Annotated in this window: 13 protein-coding genes; 8 read left to right on the top strand and 5 right to left on the bottom strand. The window is 72.6% G+C overall.

Features of this window, described 5'->3' with window-relative positions; translation table 11 throughout:
- Window positions 1-53 precede the first annotated feature (53 nt).
- From ABZ642_RS14315 to ABZ642_RS14295, 5 genes are all read left to right on the top strand, one after another.
- Complete coding sequence (locus tag ABZ642_RS14315) at window positions 54-1,292, top strand: FAD-dependent oxidoreductase (RefSeq protein ID WP_360482352.1); 1,239 nt, start codon at window positions 54-56, stop codon at window positions 1,290-1,292.
- Window positions 1,293-1,424: 132 nt separating this feature from the next.
- Window positions 1,425-1,790: an Rv2175c family DNA-binding protein gene (locus ABZ642_RS14310; protein ID WP_360482349.1), complete on the top strand. Its 366-nt coding sequence runs from the start codon at window positions 1,425-1,427 to the stop codon at window positions 1,788-1,790.
- Window positions 1,791-1,824: 34 nt separating this feature from the next.
- A complete protein-coding gene (gene thiE / locus ABZ642_RS14305; RefSeq protein ID WP_360482346.1) occupies window positions 1,825-2,472 on the top strand; it encodes a thiamine phosphate synthase in 648 nt (215 codons plus the stop codon).
- A gap of 209 nt (window positions 2,473-2,681) precedes the next feature.
- Window positions 2,682-3,605: a methylenetetrahydrofolate reductase [NAD(P)H] gene (gene metF, locus ABZ642_RS14300; RefSeq protein WP_360482343.1), complete on the top strand. Its 924-nt coding sequence runs from the start codon at window positions 2,682-2,684 to the stop codon at window positions 3,603-3,605.
- A 56-nt stretch (window positions 3,606-3,661) separates the two neighbouring features.
- Window positions 3,662-4,636 (top strand): hypothetical protein, encoded by a 975-nt coding sequence (locus ABZ642_RS14295; RefSeq protein ID WP_360482340.1) that lies wholly within the window; start codon window positions 3,662-3,664, stop codon window positions 4,634-4,636.
- Between the two features lie 31 nt (window positions 4,637-4,667).
- On the opposite strand, the gene ABZ642_RS14290 is transcribed toward ABZ642_RS14295, so the two are convergent.
- The 5 genes from ABZ642_RS14290 to ABZ642_RS14270 all read right to left on the bottom strand — a co-directional run bounded on the left by ABZ642_RS14290 (window position 4,668) and on the right by ABZ642_RS14270 (window position 10,803).
- Entirely contained in the window at window positions 4,668-6,182 is a 1,515-nt protein-coding gene (locus tag ABZ642_RS14290) for an NAD(P)/FAD-dependent oxidoreductase (protein WP_360482337.1), read from the bottom strand.
- Window positions 6,183-6,229: 47 nt separating this feature from the next.
- A complete protein-coding gene (locus ABZ642_RS14285) occupies window positions 6,230-6,844 on the bottom strand; it encodes a DUF4126 domain-containing protein (protein ID WP_360482334.1) in 615 nt (204 codons plus the stop codon).
- A 443-nt stretch (window positions 6,845-7,287) separates the two neighbouring features.
- The gene (locus tag ABZ642_RS14280; protein ID WP_360482331.1) at window positions 7,288-7,914 is read right to left on the bottom strand and encodes a TetR/AcrR family transcriptional regulator; all 627 of its coding nucleotides are present in this window, start codon (window positions 7,912-7,914) and stop codon (window positions 7,288-7,290) included.
- Window positions 7,915-7,976: 62 nt separating this feature from the next.
- Window positions 7,977-10,061: a YhgE/Pip domain-containing protein gene (locus tag ABZ642_RS14275; protein WP_360482328.1), complete on the bottom strand. Its 2,085-nt coding sequence runs from the start codon at window positions 10,059-10,061 to the stop codon at window positions 7,977-7,979.
- The gene (locus tag ABZ642_RS14270; protein WP_360482325.1) at window positions 10,033-10,803 is read right to left on the bottom strand and encodes an ATP-binding cassette domain-containing protein; all 771 of its coding nucleotides are present in this window, start codon (window positions 10,801-10,803) and stop codon (window positions 10,033-10,035) included. Before ABZ642_RS14270 ends, ABZ642_RS14275 begins: the two co-directional genes overlap by 29 nt.
- 195 nt (window positions 10,804-10,998) lie before the next feature.
- Here ABZ642_RS14270 and ABZ642_RS14265 point away from each other — a divergent pair, with 195 nt between their 5' ends.
- The 3 genes from ABZ642_RS14265 to ABZ642_RS14255 all read left to right on the top strand — a co-directional run bounded on the left by ABZ642_RS14265 (window position 10,999) and on the right by ABZ642_RS14255 (window position 13,181).
- Window positions 10,999-11,562, top strand: coding sequence for an SAV_6107 family HEPN domain-containing protein (locus ABZ642_RS14265; protein WP_360482322.1), 564 nt, complete (start codon window positions 10,999-11,001; stop codon window positions 11,560-11,562).
- Window positions 11,563-11,743: 181 nt separating this feature from the next.
- A complete protein-coding gene (locus ABZ642_RS14260; protein ID WP_360482319.1) occupies window positions 11,744-12,514 on the top strand; it encodes a methyltransferase in 771 nt (256 codons plus the stop codon).
- 277 nt (window positions 12,515-12,791) lie between these two features.
- Window positions 12,792-13,181: a DUF3040 domain-containing protein gene (locus tag ABZ642_RS14255; RefSeq protein ID WP_360482316.1), complete on the top strand. Its 390-nt coding sequence runs from the start codon at window positions 12,792-12,794 to the stop codon at window positions 13,179-13,181.
- Window positions 13,182-13,268 lie beyond the last annotated feature (87 nt).

The following is a 13,268-nucleotide window of genomic DNA, read 5'->3' as shown; positions in this document are numbered from 1 at the left end:
CCCACTGACTGACTCTTTGTCAGTTGTCTATGGTTCTTGTCTATGGTGATCAGGTGAGCGAGCAGACGCAGCGACCGAGCACGTCACAGAAGCGACGCGTGGTCGTCGTGGGCGCGGGCATGGCCGGGGTGCAGACCGCCGTGGCCCTGCGCGAGCGGGGGTTCACCGACACCGTCACCCTGATCGGCGCCGAGCCGCACCAGCCGTACGACCGGCCGCCGCTCTCCAAGGCGGTGCTGCTCGGCAAGTCCGAGGGCTCCGCCTTCGAGGTCGACTTCGAGGCGCTCGGCATCGAGCTGGCGCTGGGCCGTGAGGCCCTCGGCGTGCGCCCCGCCGACCGTGAGCTGGACACCGAGACCGGACCGGTGCCCTACGACGACCTGGTGCTCGCCACCGGCGCCGAGCCGATCACGCTGCCCGGCACCGAGGGCGTGCCCGGCGTCCATCTGCTGCGCACCCTGGACGACGCCGAGCGGCTGCGGCCCGTGCTCGCCCGGCAGCACGACATCGTGGTGGTCGGCGCGGGCTGGATCGGCGCCGAGTTCGCCACCGCGGCCCGGCAGGCCGGCTGCGCGGTGACCGTCGTGGAGGCCGCCGACCGCCCGCTCGCGGGAGCGCTCCCGGCCGAGGTGGCCGCGCCGATGACCGGCTGGTACGCCGACAGCGGCGCCGAACTGCGCACGCACGCGCGCGTGGCGCGGGTCGAACCCGGCGCGGTGGTGCTCGACGACGGCTCGCGGGTGCCCGCGGGCGCCGTCGTGGTCGGCATCGGCGCCCGCCCCGCCACCGCCTGGCTCGCCGGCTCCGGCATCGAACTGGGCGCGCACGGGGAGGTGCTGGCCGACGACCGGCTGCGCACCGGCGTCCCGGACGTCTACGCGGTCGGCGACTGCGCCTCCTTCCCGTCCGGCCGCTACGGCGAGCGCCTGCTGGTCCACCACTGGGACAACGCCCTCCAGGGCCCGCGCACGGTGGCCGCCAACATCCTCGGCGAGTCCGACGCGGTCTACGACCCGGTGCCGTACTTCTGGTCGGAGCAGTTCGGCCGCTTCGTGCAGTACGCCGGCCACCACGCCGTCGCCGACCGCATGATCTGGCGCGGCGACCCGACGGGCCCGGCCTGGAGCGTCTGCTGGCTCCGCGAGGACCGCCTGGTCGCTCTCCTGGCGGTAGGCCGCCCACGAGACCTGGCGCAGGGGCGCAGGCTGATCGAAGGGGGCCGCCAGATGGACCCGGAAGCCCTGTCCGACCCCGCCCGCCCCTTGAAGAACGCGACCGCGGCGCCCCTTTAGGGGCGCGGGGCCGGGACATGTGCGGCTCCGCCGCGCGGGCGCGACCAGCCATGACGAACCGCAGCCGATCACCCACCCATCCTGGCGCTTCCCTATCGCGACCCACCCGCCGGAACGCCTACCCTTGTTTCCGTGACCGAGATTGACGCAAAGATCGATGTTCTCGTCCCCGCCTGGCTCACCGTCCCCGACATCGCAGAGATGCTGGACGTCGATGTGACGCGCGTGCGGCAGCTGGTCAAGGAGGGCCAGCTCATCGCCGTCCGCCGTGGTGAGAACCGCGCGCTGCACGTCCCCGCCGCCTTCATCGACGAGGACAAGGTCGTCAAGGGCCTGTCCGGAACCTTGACGCTCCTGCGGGACGACGGCTTCACGGACGAAGAGATGCTGGAGTGGCTGTTCACGCCCGACGAGACCCTGCCCGGCACCCCCGCGCAGGCGCTCAGCGAGAATCGTGGCACGGAGGTGAAGCGCCGCGCCCAGGCGCTCGCCGTCTGAGGCAGCCAGTACCGACACAACGGGGGACGCACCGATGACCGACACCGCCCGCGCGCAGCTGGCCGACGCCCGGCTGTACCTGTGCACAGACGCCCGTAAGGAGCAGGGCGACCTCGCCGGGTTCCTGGACGCGGTCCTGGCGGGCGGTGTCGACATCGTGCAGCTGCGCGACAAGGGCATGGAGGCGGCCGAGGAGCTGGAGCACCTCGCCGTGTTCGCCGACGCCTGCGCCCGGCACGGCAAGCTGCTCGCGGTCAACGACCGCGCGGACGTCGCCCACGCGGCCGGCGCCGATGTGCTCCACCTCGGCCAGGGCGACCTGCCGGTCCCGGCCGCCAGGGCGATCCTCGGCCCGGACGTCCTGATCGGCCGCTCCACGCACGCCGACTCCGAGGCCGCCGCGGCCGCCGTCGAGGACGGTGTGGACTACTTCTGCACCGGCCCCTGCTGGCCCACCCCCACCAAGCCCGGCCGTCCCGCTCCCGGCCTCGACCTGGTGCGGTACACCGCCGCCCTGGGCACGGACCGCCCGTGGTTCGCCATCGGCGGCATCGACCTGGGCAACCTCGACCAGGTGCTGGACGCGGGCGCCCGCCGGGTGGTCGTGGTCCGCGCGCTCACCGAGGCCGACGACCCGGGCGCCGCGGCGGCCGAGTTCGCGAAGCGACTGCGGTCGGCGTAGCTCCTGGGCCGCGCCCGCTCAGGTAGGCGTGGCTTCTCGGCCGCGCCCGCTCAGATCGGCGTAGCTCCTGCGCCGCGCCCGCTCCGGTCGGCGCGGCTCACCGGCGGAGCGTCCGGAAACTTGTCCAGTATCCGGACGTGGGGCCGACAATCCGGGCAAATATCCCGAGTGCGGTTGGGTGTCCGTCCACCCCTGGCTAACCTGCGAGTATGGCCCTCGGAACCGCATCCACCAGGACTGACCGCGCACGCACGGTGCGTGACATGCTCGCCTCCGGCAAGACCACGTACTCGTTCGAGTTCTCGGCGCCGAAAACCCCCAAGGGCGAGCGGAACCTGTGGAGCGCGCTCCGGCGGGTCGAGGCGGTCGCCCCCGACTTCGTCTCCGTGACCTACGGTGCCGGCGGCTCCACCCGGGCGGGCACCGTCAGGGAGACCCAGCAGATCGTCGCCGACACCACGCTCACCCCGGTCGCCCACCTCACCGCGGTCGACCACTCCCTGGCCGAACTGCGCAACATCATCGGGCAGTACGCGGACGCCGGGATCCGCAACATGCTCGCGGTGCGCGGCGACCCGCCCGGTGACCCGATGGGGGAGTGGGTGGCGCACCCGCGGGGCCTGACCTACGCGGCCGAACTCGTCCGGCTCATCAAGGAGTCCGGTGACTTCTGCGTGGGCGTGGCGGCCTTCCCGGAGATGCACCCGCGCTCCGGCGACTGGGACACCGACGTCCGGCACTTCGTCGACAAGTGCCGCGCCGGCGCCGACTACGCCATCACGCAGATGTTCTTCCAGCCCGAGTCCTACCTTCGCCTTCGCGACCGGGTCGCCGCGGCCGGCTGCGAGACCCCGGTGATTCCGGAAATCCTGCCCGTCACCAGTGTGAAGATGCTGGAACGGCTGCCCAAACTCAGCAACGCGGCCTTCCCGGACGCCCTGAAAGAGCGGATCCTCACAGCCAAAGACGATCCGGCGGCGGTACGCTCCATCGGTATCGAGTTCGCCACGGAGTTCTGCGCACGGCTGCTGGCCGAAGGCGTCCCCGGACTGCACTTCATCACGCTCAACAGCTCCACGGCGACGCTGGAAATCCACGAGAACCTGGGCCTGCACCATCCCCCGCGGGCCTAGACCGGCCGCACCGGAGTACGACACACTGCGTAGCGGTTACTGGGAGAGGGGCGTACATGGGCTGGACGGTCCTCTACGTAGCGTTCGGCATCGTCGCGCTGTGGTTGCTGGGCGAGGTACTGCTGCAGTACAAGGCGCGGCTGCGCTGGCGGCTGCTCGCCTTCGCCGGCTTCCTCGGGGTCGTGTTCGGTGTCCTGATTCCGTCGGTGATCGTCATCGGGCTCGGCGCGATCGCGTTCGCGGTCGGCCAGACCTACGTCACGCTCTCGTTCCGCCGCGGCTTCGAGTCCGGCTGGGCGGTCAAGCGCCCCGGCGCGGACGGTGAGGGCGGCCTGACCAAGCGCCGCCGCGGCGAGCCGGACGAGGACCCCGGCCTGGAGGCCACCGACCCGGACGCGGCCGACGCCGCCTACGCCGACCAGCAGGCCGGCTACGACACCGGCGGTAACCCGGCCTACGGCGACGACTACGACCGGGACGACGTCTTCTCCCCGGGCCGCACCGCCGAGCCCGCGGCCGCCGAGTCCACGGCGGTGTACGAGCCGCAGCCGATGCCCGACGACACCGGCTCCTACGGCATATACAACGACTCCGGCTACGCCACCACCGGCGACCCCGCCTACGCGACCGCCGGCCAGGACCAGGCGTACGCCGCCCAGGGCACCGACCAGAACTACGCCTACGACTACTCCGGCTACGGCCAGCAGCAGTACGGCTACGACGCCAACGGCCAGCAGCAGTACGCCAACTACTCCGACCCGTACATCGGCAACCAGACCTACGGCGGCGCCGGGTACGACCAGTCGTACGGCACCCAGCAGTACGACCAGCAGGGCTACGCCCAGGACCAGTACGGCAACGGCGGCTACGGCGAGACCCCGGCGGGCGGTGTCTGGGTTCCCCAGCAGCGCGCCGACGAGACCTACGGCGGCGAACTCCCGCAGGAGCAGCCGTACCCCTACCAGGGCGACGGGCAGGGCCAGCAGCAGGGCCAGCACGGCACCGGGTACGACGAGCAGTACCGTTTCTGAAGCTGCTGTTCCGTGCGGCGTGGGCCGCGCCTCACTGCGAGCCGCGGAACTCCGGCCCCTCCACGATCAGCCCGGCCACCAGCGCCCCGGACATACCGGTGTGCGCAAGCCCGCCGCCGGGGTGCGACCAGCCGCCGACCCGGTACAGGCCCGGCAGCCGGGTGGTGTTGGCCGGATGCAGGAAACGGCCCTTGCCGGAGGCGAGGGCGGGAGCCGAGATCTCCCCGAACCCCCCGGTCCCCGTGACCTGTTCCGGCAGCAGCGTCTCGTGCCAGATCAGGCGCTCCCGCAGCCCCGGGACGGCGGCCTCGGCGGCTTCCAGGAGAAATTCCGTACACACCCGGGCCGTGTCGGCCCTCTCCCAGCCGGCATCGGTCGACAGCACCGCCGACAGCACCACGGACTCGTGGTCGTCGTCCGGTCTCAGTGCCGGGTCGTCGGGGCGCAGCACCGTCACGGTGGGGCGCACCGGACGGTCGCCGCCGGGTGCGGACAGCAGGTCCAGCTCGGTCTCGTCGTCCGGGGCGTGCACGATCGTGCGGTGCGCGGCACCGGCCTCGGGCCCGCCCCGCAGCGCGAGCAGCACGGTGAAGCGGCCGGGGCGCGCCGCCTTCGTGTCGGCCCGCACATCGTCCGCGGCGTCCAGGTGGCACCCCGTCAGCCGCGTGAGGGCGTCGAGCCGCACCGGATCCACTCCGGCCACCACATGGTCCGCGTCGATCACACCGCCCCCGGCAAGCTCCACCCCCGCCGCCCGGCCGTCCTTCGCCAGTACCGCGGTGACCTCCGCGCCGAACACGAACTCGACCCGCCGCTGTACGCACCGCTCGTACACCGCACGCGCCAACTCCCTGATCCCGCCACGCACATACCAGGTGCCGAAGGCGTGCTCCAGGTACGGCAGCACCGCCGCGCTCGCCGGGGTGTCACGGGGGTTGAGGCCATGGGCGAGCGCGTGGCTGTTCAGCAGGGCGGCGAGCCGCTCGTCGCGCAGCTCCCAGGCGCCGATCTCGGCGAGCGTGCCGGCCCGGCGGGTGCGCAGCAGCTTCTTGTGCGGCACGGACGGATACGGTTCGCGCTCGGCCAGCACCTGCCAGTTCGGCCACAGCGGCTCCTCCAGCAGCGGACGCCGGGTGCGGTCCCAGGCCTCCCGGGCCCGCACCAGGAAGTCGCCCCAGCGCTGTCCGGCGCCCGCCCCGAGCGCCTCGTCCAGGGCGGTGACGACGCCCGCGCGGGACGCGTTCGGCAGCGCGACCTCGGTGCCGTCCGCGAAGACGTGCCGGGCCGAGGGGTCGACCTGGACCAGCTCGACCCGGTCCTCCAGCGGCTCCTTGCCGGTCTTGACGAACAGGTCGCGGTAGACGGCGGGCAGCGGCAGCAGCCCCGGGCCGGTGTCGAAGGCGAACCCGTCGCGCTCGAACCGGCGCACCCCGCCGCCGTACGTCTCCGAACGCTCGTACACCGTCACCCGGTGGCCCGCGACGGCCAGCCGGGCGGCCGCCGCCATGGCGCCCATCCCGGCGCCGATCACCGCAATCCGTCCCATGCCCGCGACTTTATCGACCGCCACTGACAACCCGGACCGGCGGCCCGTCAGCCCGGTGGTCCGCCCACCTGGGTCGCCAGCCGGCGTTCCTCCCGGCGCTGGGCGCGGCGGCGCCAGAAGCGGCGGATCCGGGAGATCAGGAACACCAGCACGATCAGACCGGTGGCCAGCAGTACCGCCGCGATGATCGCCGCCGCCAGCGGGTGGAACATCGCGAACGAGACGATCGCGCCGACCCCGAGATCCTCGGCGAAGCTCAGCACGATGTTGCTGAACGGCTCCGGCGAGGTGTTGACCGCCATCCGGGTCCCGGCCTTGACCGTGTGGCTGGCCAGCGCCGTCGAGCCCCCGATCAGCCCGGCCGCCACGTCCGACAGGGAGCCGCTGTGCCCGGCGAGCAGCGCCCCGACCCAGGCGCCCGCCACCGGGCGGACCACCGTGTGCACGGAGTCCCACACCGAGTCGACGTACGGGATCTTGTCGGCGACCGACTCGCACAGGAACAGCACGCCCGCGATGATCAGCACCTCGGGGCGCTGCAGCGTCTCGGGGACGTCGTCGCTCAGGCCTGTCGCGCCGAAGAAGCCGAGCAGCAGCACCACCGCGTACGCGTTGATTCCGCAGGCCCAGCCGCTGGTGAAGACCAAGGGGAGTACCGACACGGACGCGATCGTAGCCAGTCGGCGCCCGCGCGTCCTGGGCCTGAGCACGCAGAGCTGAGTACGCGTACCTAGGGAGTGAGTTGAGTACGCGCGCGGATGGGCCGCGACCTGCGTGAACGAGAGAGTGGAGGCACGGAAAGGGGCGCCAGGTCCGGTACCGCCGACACGGGGCGGCGGAACGGCGCCGGCGCCCTCGACCGCTCCTTCCGCCGATCCGTCGGCGGAAGCGAGACACGGGGGAGAGGGGACCCGGGGGAAACAACGGGAAACCGGGGGAAACGCGGGGGTGTACGGAAGGCGCCGGTCCGACGGTGGCCCGCGGGGGACGCGGCCACGGCGGGCCGGCGCTTTCGTCCGCCCACGCGCGGGCGGTGCTTTCGTCCGCCCACGCGCGCGGGTGGTCTTCTCGTGGCCACGCGCGCGCGTGCCGGTCCGGGAAGGGCTCAGGCCTTCCCGCTCACCCGCCCCTGCAACAGCCGGGACAGCGCCGAGTGGACGTCGTCCAGGGAGCGCTCCGGCTGGAAGGACTTCCAGTCCAGCGCGGCCACCAGCACCATGCCGACCAGCGCGGCCGCCGTCAGCTGGATGTCGATCTCGTAGCTGAACTCGCCGTTCTCGACGCCCTCGCGCAGCACGCCCTCGACGACCGCGACCGCCTGCTGCCGGACCACCATCAGCGTGGACTGCCAGGCCCGGTTGGTACGCCACAGCTCGGCCACGTAGAGCTGGGTGAAGGCCGGGTAGCGGTCGATGAAGACCAGGCCCGCGCGGATCATGGCGTCCAGGGCGTCGACCCGGCTGCCGCCCTCCCGCGCGGTCCGCTCGGCGGCCTCCTTCAAGGAGGCGGTGAGCAGGCCCACGCCGTGCCGCAGCAGCTCCTCGAAGAGGACCGACTTGCTCGCGAAGTTGTAGTAGACCGTGCCCTTCGCGACCCCGGCACGCTCGGCGATCTCGTCCACGGTGGTGGCGGAGAAGCCCTGCTCGGCGATGAGGGTGACGGCCGCCTCGTAGAGCTTCTGCCGGGTGGCTTCACGGCGCGTGCTGCCGCCCGTGGTGCTGCTGCTTTCCATGGTCCTGATTCTCACAGGAACGGCGGCACCGCCGGGCACCGGAGGCAAGGACATGGATCTCCTCACAGGCTCAGCTCGGGGTGCAGCCGGTCCAGCGTCCACACCTGGCGGCGCCGGGCCGACAGAGCGGTGAGCGCGAGGGCGCCCGCCGTGAACGCCGTCAGGACGGCACAGGCCTGCCACACAGGTCCCAGCCCACCGCCCGTGATCAGCCTCCGCAGGGCCGCCACGATGTAGCTCATCGGCAGGAACGGGTGGATCGCGTTGAAGAAGCCCGGGCTGGTCTGCACGGGATAGGTGCCGCCCGCCGAGGTCAGCTGGAGCATCAGGAGTGCCAGCACCAGGATCCGGCCGGCCGCCCCGAAGCGTGCGTTCAGCCACTGCACGATGGCCGCGAAGCACGCCGTCACCAGGAACAGGAACCCGACCGTCCCGGCCGCGCGGACCATCTCCAGACCGATCGCCCAGTGCAGTACGGCCATCAGGGCGGCCGTCTGCAGCACCCCGACCGCGACCACCGGCAGCCAGCCCGCCAGCGCGATCCGCCAGGCCGCCGAACCGGCCGCCAGGGCACGCCGGTTGAGCGGCTGGATCAGCATGTAGGCCACCATCGCGCCGACCCACAGGGACAGCGGGATGAAGTACGGGGCGAACCCGGTGCCGTAGTTGGGCGCCTTGTGCAGGTCCCTGGAGGCGAGCTGGACCGGGTCGGCCATCACCTCGGTGCGCCGGTCGCGGTCGTTCTTGCCGTAGTCGGGGATCCGGGCGGCGCCGTCGTGCAGACCGCCGGCGAGCTTGTCGGAGCCGTCGACGAGCTTGTACATCCCGCCGTTGAGGTCGTTGGCGCCGGTCTCGAGCTTGCCGACGCCCGTGTCCAGGCCGGTCGCTCCGGTCAGGGCCGTGCCGAGGCCGGTGTCCAGCTGCTCGGCGCCCGCGGCGACCCGGGCCGCGCCGTCGTTCAGCTTGTTGATCTTCTTGACGGCGTCGGCGACGTCCTCGGAGAGGTGCGGGGCCCGGTCGGCGAGGGCCTGAGCCTGCCGCTGGAGAGTGCCGAGGTTCCCGTCGAGCGTCTTCAGGTCGCCGTGCTGGTCCGCGATCAGCGTGTCGAGGTCGTCGGCGACGGCGGCCACGTCGTCGGCCGCGTCCCTGGCCTTCTTCAGGTCGGGACAGACCGGGTCGGTCAGCAGCTCGGCCGAGCAGCGCGCCCGGTAGACGTCGTCCAGCGTGCCGGCGGCCGTGTGCGCGGTCTTCGCCGCCACGGGGGCCGCCTTCACCAGGACGCCCAGGTTGTCGCGGACGGTCCGCGCCGAGTCGGCGACCAGCCGCGCCGTGTCGCCGATGGTCTTCTCGTTGTCCTCGAGATACGGGCCGACCTTGCCGTAGACCCCGTTGACCTGGTCCGCGAGGGCCTGGGTGCCGTCCGCGACCTGCCGGGAACCGTCCTTGAGCGTCCCCGCGCCCGTGTCCAGCTTCCTGATCCCCTTGGCGAGCTTCCCGCTGCCGGTCTTGGCGTCCGTCAGCCCGTCGGCGAGGTCCTTCGAGCCCTTCTCGGCCTTCCCGATGCCACCGGTGAGCGTGTCGGCGCCCTCGGCGGCCCGCACGGTCTGCCCGTGGATGTCGGCGAACGAGATGAAGATGCGGTCCAGGAAGGACCGGGAGGCCTTCGCGGACGCCGCCGAGCGCACCTCGTTGAAGACCGTGCGGGAGATCTGGCCGACGATGTAGTTGTTCGCGTCGTTCGTGCGGACCTGGAGCGCACCGGTCTGCGGGGAGTCGCCGGCACTGGTGGCGATGCGCGAGCTGAAGTCGGCGGGCATGGTCAGCGACAGGTAGTAGGTGCCGTTCTCGACACCCCGGTGGGCCTCGGCCGCGCTCACCTGGTGCCACTCGAACGTCCTGCTGTCCCGCAGCCCGTCGACGATGTCGTCGCCCGCGGTGATCTTCCTGCCGCTCGCGCTCGCCCCCTTGTCGTCGTTCACGAGCGCCACCGGGATGCGGTCCAGCCGGCCGTACGGATCCCAGAACGACCACAGATAGAGCGCGCCGTACAGCAGCGGCAGCACCAGCAGGGCCACCAGGGCCGCGCGGGGCAGCCTCCCCCGTCCGAAGCGCCTGAGCTCAAGCGCGGCCAGTCGTGGCGAGCGCATCGCCGGCCTCCTCCCCGGTTCCGGGGCCTTCCGGCATCCCGGTCTCCTCTTCCTGAACGGTCCCGGTGCGCACCACCACGGCCCCCGCCGGCGCCTCCCCGCAGACCGCCACCACAGTCGTGCCGGCCTCGGCGATCGACGCCAACAGCGTCCGCACCTGGGTCCGTTCGGCCGCCGACAGCTTCAGGTCCGCGTCGTCCACGGCGAGCAGCCGCGGCTTCCCCACCAGCGCCAGCGCCACCGACAGCCGCAGCGCCTCGATCCGCTCCAGATCCCGTACGGCGGTCCGGGCGCCCTTCGGCAGCGACTCCAGGTCGAGCCCGGCGGCGGCCAGGGCCTCGTCGGTCGACTGCCGTGCCTGTGCGCCCTTCTCGGCCCGGGGCCGCACCAGGGCGCGCAGCGAGTCGCCGAACCGTCGCTGCAGCAGGGCCCGTTCCCGCAGGTGTTCGCCGACGGTCAGGGCGGGTTCGAGGTCGGTGACCCCGGCGACGTTGGCCACCGCGCTGATCCGGCGCACGGCCGCCAACTGCTTGGGCAGCCGGGCCTCGCCGACGGCCGCGGTGCCCTCGGTGGCCCTCATCCGTCCGGTGAGCGCGAGCAGCAGACAGGTGCGGCCGGAGCCGGACGGCCCCTCCACCGCGATCAGCGCGCCGGGCCCGGCGTCCAGGGAGATCCCCTGGAACGCCCAGCCGCGCGGGCCCTTGAGCCCGAGCCGCTCGGCCGTGACAGGTACGCCGTGCACAGGTCCCCCCTGCCTTCCGAAGTGGTGTCCGCATCGGCTTCATTTTTGAACTGACTGGTCAGTGCAAAAACTAACCCGAACTCGCGATCGAAGCAAAACCCCAGGTCAGAACGGATTGTCAGTGCCATATCGCACGATGGGCACATACGGCACCCCGGGTAAGGGAGCCGTCACCCAGACGACAGGAGGTTCGTCATGGCCAACTCCTCAGCGGCCGCCGCCCACCGGCGCCGCGCCACCGGCCCTGCCCCCTCACTGACCGGCCCGGCGAGCGACGTGCACCCCGTGCTCCGCCGGGCCACGGCCCCACCCGCCGCCCTCGACCTGCTCACCCAGGCCCGTGCCGCCCTCGACGAGGCCGAACTCCTCGACACCCCCAACGAGCGCTACGCGACCGCCCATCTGGCCGCCCTGCGCACCGCGGCCGCCGTGCTCGCCGCCCGCGCCCGCCCCGAGACCTCGCCCCGGCGCCGGGCCCGCATCCGCAGCGCCTGGGAGGTGCTCCCCGAGGTGGCGCCCGAGCTCACCGAGTGGAGCGCCCTGTTCGCCTCCGGCGCCGGCCGCCGCGCCCGCGCCGAGGCGGGCATCCAGGGCGCGGCGGGCCGCCGCGACGCCGACGACCTGATACGGGACGTGGAGATGTTCCTCCGCATCGTCGAGCGGATGCTCATTCTCCAGCCGGTGCTGCCGCAGCCCCGGCGACAGGACGGGGAGCAGCCGGACGGCCCCCCGGACAGGGGGTTGCCCGACGCGGGCTGACCAGGACGGCGGACGCCCGGCGCGGGAGGTCCGGGGCGAGGCGGCGGAGGCCATGGCCGGGCAGCGGAGGCAATAGGGTGGAGAGCGCCTGAAGCCTTCCCTCCTCCCGCACTCGGGCCGGGGAGGCACCGAGTTCGCGCCGCCGGGCAACAGGCGGTGCCGCGCCGAGGAGTCAACTGCCGTGCCGGACCCCACACGACCCCGCGCTTCTCTCCGTACCGCCGTGGTCTGGGAGGTCCTCCAGGACGCCCTCGACCGCCGGGTCAAGGCCACCGGGCGGGACGCGCTGGACGTCCTGGACACCGGCGGCGGCAGCGGCAACTTCGCCGTGCCCCTCGCCCGCCTCGGACACCGCGTCACCGTCGTCGACCCCAGCCCGAACGCGCTGTTCGCGCTGGAGCGCCGCGCCGCCGAGGCCGGCGTCGCCGACCGGGTCAAGGGCGTCCAGGGCGACGTCCTCGGCCTGTTCGACGTGGTCGAGCGCGGCAGCCACGACGTGGTGCTCTGTCACGGCGTCCTGGAGTACGTCGACGACCCGGCCGAGGGTGTGCGCAACACGGTGGCCGCGCTGCGCTCCGAGGGCGTCCTCAGCCTGCTCGCCGCCGGACTCGGCGGGGCCGTGGTCGCGCGGGCCCTCGCCGGGCACTTCAAGGAGGCCCGGCAGGCCCTCGACGACCCCGACGGCCGCTGGGGCACCGGCGACCCCATGCCGCGCCGCTTCACCGCCGAGCAGCTCACCGGCCTGGTCGAGGGCGCGGGTCTGGCCGTCGCCGCCGTGCACGGCGTGCGGGTCTTCGCCGACCTCGTCCCCGGCGTCCTGGTGGACACCGAGCCCGGCGCTCTCGACGCGCTGCTCAAGCTGGAGGCCGCCGCGGCCGAGCTCCCGGCCTTCCATGCCGTCGCCACCCAGCTCCATGTGCTCGGCGAGACTCCGGGTGCGGCCGGGGTCTGAGATTCTCCTGAGACGAGCCCGCTGATCAGGGACTCGGCAGCGGATGGAGTACGCCACAGCCCCCCCGATCGAGGGGTTTGCGCCGTATGATCGAGGGAGACCGCTCGGCATGACGGGCCGGCCGCCGGGGAATGGAAGCCTCAGCGAGCTGGAACGGCCATGGCGGGTTCCGGTTGGCCAATTGGCCTAGAGGGGCGGGTTTCACGGGGGCGATTCCCTGCCTATCCTGAAGGGACCCCCCGGGTCGCCCCGGCGACTGCACGATGAGGAGGACGCCGTGCCGCTCTCGGAGCACGAGCAGCGAATGCTTGAGCAGATGGAGCGAGCGCTGTACGCCGAAGACCCCAAGTTCGCGACAGCGCTTGAGGGAAGCGGGCTGCGGTCGTACACCCGGCGACGGGTCTACCAGGCGATCGCGGGCTTCCTCGTGGGTATCGCGCTCCTCATGGCCGGAATGGTCGCCAAGGAGATCTGGGTCAGCGTGGTGGGCTTCCTCGTCATGCTGGGCTGCGCGGTCCTCGCCGTCACCGGCTGGCGCAAGGCTCCCAAGCCCGGCGAGCAGCCCGCGGGAGGCCAGCAGGCCCGCCGTCAGGTCCGGCCGAAGCGCTCCATGATGGACCGCATCGAGGAGCGCTGGCAGCGCCGCCGAGACGAGCAGGGCCACTAGGACTTCGCCGAACAGGCAGAACAGAGCGCGACTGAGGGGTGACCACCCACCGGGTGGTCACCCCTCAGTCATGTCCGCAGAGCCCGC

It is taken from the genome of Streptomyces sp. NPDC007157 (assembly GCF_040634235.1).
Taxonomy (GTDB): domain Bacteria; phylum Actinomycetota; class Actinomycetes; order Streptomycetales; family Streptomycetaceae; genus Streptomyces.
The sequence above is the reverse complement of the archived record's forward strand: the minus strand, read 5'-3'. Positions and strand labels throughout refer to the sequence as shown.